This is a genomic window from Mumia sp. (assembly GCF_028803055.1).
Classification (GTDB): Bacteria; Actinomycetota; Actinomycetes; order Propionibacteriales; family Nocardioidaceae; genus Mumia.
In genome coordinates this window covers 1-2,683 of sequence record NZ_JARBCJ010000286.1, presented here as the reverse complement: position 1 = coordinate 2,683, position 2,683 = coordinate 1, and the positions used below count along the sequence as shown (strand labels likewise).

The following is a 2,683-nucleotide window of genomic DNA, read 5'->3' as shown; positions in this document are numbered from 1 at the left end:
GGCGTCGGCGAAGAACTCGCTCGAGACCACCACGCGGCCCCGCCCCGGGATCGACGCGACGAAGCGCTCCCAGTCGCTGATGTCGAGCGGCGGCTCCCCGAGCATCGGCCCGTGACCGGTGACGGCGACGACCGCCTGGATCGGCGTACGACTGCGGCCGGGGTAGCGGACGCCGTGCTCACGAAGGGTGGAGGATGCCGCGAAGAATGCGCTCTGCACCGCAGTGGTGCCCGTCTTGTGGGGTCCGACGTGAAGAAGCAGGCCGTCTTCTGGCAGAAGCAGGTCACTCATGTCGTCCGATCCCCCCGTCAGGACTTGCTGCGCCGTTCCGTCAGCCTGCGGCGGAGTAGACCCGCGAGCTCGCGGGTCGTGTAGTCGTCGACCGGCTTCCATCCGCGGACCCGTCGCGCGTCGACCTTCGGCTCCCCGGTCTGGGCCATCGCGCCGATCATCGCGAGCGACGCCACCTCGGGCGAGACACGACGCGCCGAGTCGGGTTGCTCGACCGCGCCGGCCGGCGCAGGCGGCGCGACCAGCGTGTCGAGGTCGCCGACGACCCGGACATCGGACTTCCGCAGGTTTGCAACCATCGTCTCGGTCAGCGCCGCGACCCGGTCCTGCGCCCAGGGAGGCGTCACGATCTTGGCCTCGTCCTTGCCGGGCTGCCGCGTCCGCAGCTCGTTGACGACGCCGTTGCGCAGATAGTGGAAGTGAGCCGAGGACGGCCACCCTGCCTCCCTGTACAACCGGTTGAAGTCGCGAACGACCTCGATCTCACCAAGAGTGAGCGAACGGTTGGAGAGATCCTCCTGGAGCTCGAGCAGCCCGGCGGGAAGCCCGACGAGCTCCTCGAAGACCCTGAGCACGAGCTCGTGGTCTCGCGGGTCTAGGACGACCACGGTGACGTTGTCGGCCCCGACGACGTCGGCCCATCGCTCGGCGAGCTCGTCGTGGCGGTGACGTACCCAGAAGGTCGGCGTCAGTCCCTTGCGCGGGGTGTCGCTGAACATCTCTCGCAGCCATGCGTCGTACGAGATGTCGTATCCCGTCTGGACGTACTGCTGCCACTGCGACGGAATCAGCCGATCGAGCGGTCGCAGCGTGAGGACGACGTGGATCTGCTCGCGACCGATCTCGTCGACGATGCGCTCAACCTTCGGTGGGCGCGCCTGCGCGAGGTACTCGCTGCTGAGGACGACGCGCTGACTGCCGGCGGCCTCCATGTCGGCGAGCAGCGCCTTCCACGCGGACAGGTCCGGCTCCGGGCCGCCGAGGAAGCCCCTGCCACCGACGGCGGCAACCACGGCGAGCATCTCGTGACGTCGCGAGCCTGCGTAGTGCACACCGTGCTGCTCGAGCTTGGGACGAGCCGCGTGGAACGCGGCCTGGAGCGAGGTCGTCGCGGTCTTGGGCGGGCCGACGTGGACGAGTCGGACTCCCTCGGGAAGCAGGAGGTCACTCATCGCTCGCCTCCCACGCGCAGGAGTCTGCGGGCTACGACGCCGGTCAACTGGACGACGCCGAGCTGCGAGGGGGGACGGCGACCGACGGGCAGGTCGTGCGCGTCTTCGGTCCGGGCGTCGGTGGGGTCGGGCACGAGCGGCGCGGGCCCCTCCCGCAGGGCCTGGGCGACCACGTCGGCGACCGCGGCGGCGACCCGCTCGGGAGCGAGCGTCGCGGAGTGAGCGTCGGCGTCACCGCCGTCGTCTGCTGCGTGCCACGCAGCCGCGAGCCGCCGACGAGTGTTCAGGCTCCAACGCCGCTCGCGAGCCTCGTCGTCGACCCGCCGCAGCACGTCGCTGTCGGCTGCGGTCGCAGGCCCCGTGCCGGCAGGCCCCATCGTGTCCAGCTCCTCGCTCGCTCGCGGCGCGACCGGGCCTCGGTCGGCGTCGGCCCACGCACGTGTGGATATTGGTCGGGATGAACGAAACCACAGGCTACACGCAGGACGTCGAGGATCCGGACGGCCTCGTCAGTGGTTCACCCGCGGCGAAGGACTCGCCCCATCCGTCGGCGTCCGCGACGGATCAGTTCCCGCACCAGCATCGACGTGGGAAGCGGCTTGAGAACGCGGCCGGATGAGACGGCCGCCGCCTGCTCCACCTCCGTCGCACTCTGGTGCGCCTTGAGGACAGCGAGCGCCAGCCGTCCCGCGATGTCTGGCGGAACGTCTGGTGGTGGAACTTCGTCCGACCCGGAGCCGTGCAACGACAGGACGCCTAGGTCGCCGATGATGCGCACGCCGGACGCGGCAATGTTCGCCGCCGCCTCGGCACCGATCTCGGCCGCTCGCGCGACGGCCCAACCGGGAGTGGGAACGGGCACCTCGGACTGCGTGGGGGCGCGTTCCTTCACCACTGCCCCGACGGTGGTGCGTGCCATGCGTGCATGGAGCGCCCGATCCTGGCCGTCCGCGAGATAGGCCGCGTTGTAGGCGCGCAGGGCTTCGGCCTCCTGGAAGGTGAACGACCGGTTCTCGCCCCCTGCGTCGACAAGGGTGCCTTCGGGCAGCCCCAGCATCCGTTCGAACGTCCGGTTCAGCATCCCTCGGTCGGATGGATCGAGGACGATGACCGTCACGTTCTCAGTCCCCGCTGCTGCGGCCCATCGCTCGACCAGCTCGTCGTGGCAGTGGCGCTTCCAGAACGATGGGTTGACCCGCGAGGCGACCGACCTGTCATCG

At 70.1% G+C, this 2,683-nt stretch carries 3 protein-coding genes and 1 pseudogene; all 4 read right to left on the bottom strand.

Going from position 1 to position 2,683, the window contains the following annotated elements; translation table 11 throughout:
• Nucleotides 1–291 (bottom strand): annotated as a pseudogene (locus PV363_RS17120) (hypothetical protein); the annotation flags it as partial.
• 17 nt (nt 292–308) lie between these two features.
• Nucleotides 309–1,463 carry a hypothetical protein gene (locus PV363_RS17115; RefSeq protein WP_301022991.1) on the bottom strand — a complete coding sequence of 385 codons (1,155 nt, stop codon included), beginning with the start codon at nt 1,461–1,463 and terminating at the stop codon, nt 309–311.
• Nucleotides 1,460–1,840 carry a hypothetical protein gene (locus PV363_RS17110; RefSeq protein ID WP_220366155.1) on the bottom strand — a complete coding sequence of 127 codons (381 nt, stop codon included), beginning with the start codon at nt 1,838–1,840 and terminating at the stop codon, nt 1,460–1,462. Before PV363_RS17110 ends, PV363_RS17115 begins: the two co-directional genes overlap by 4 nt.
• A 140-nt stretch (nt 1,841–1,980) precedes the next feature.
• Nucleotides 1,981–2,544: a hypothetical protein gene (locus PV363_RS17105; protein ID WP_301022990.1), complete on the bottom strand. Its 564-nt coding sequence runs from the start codon at nt 2,542–2,544 to the stop codon at nt 1,981–1,983.
• Between the last annotated feature and the right edge of the window lie 139 nt (nt 2,545–2,683).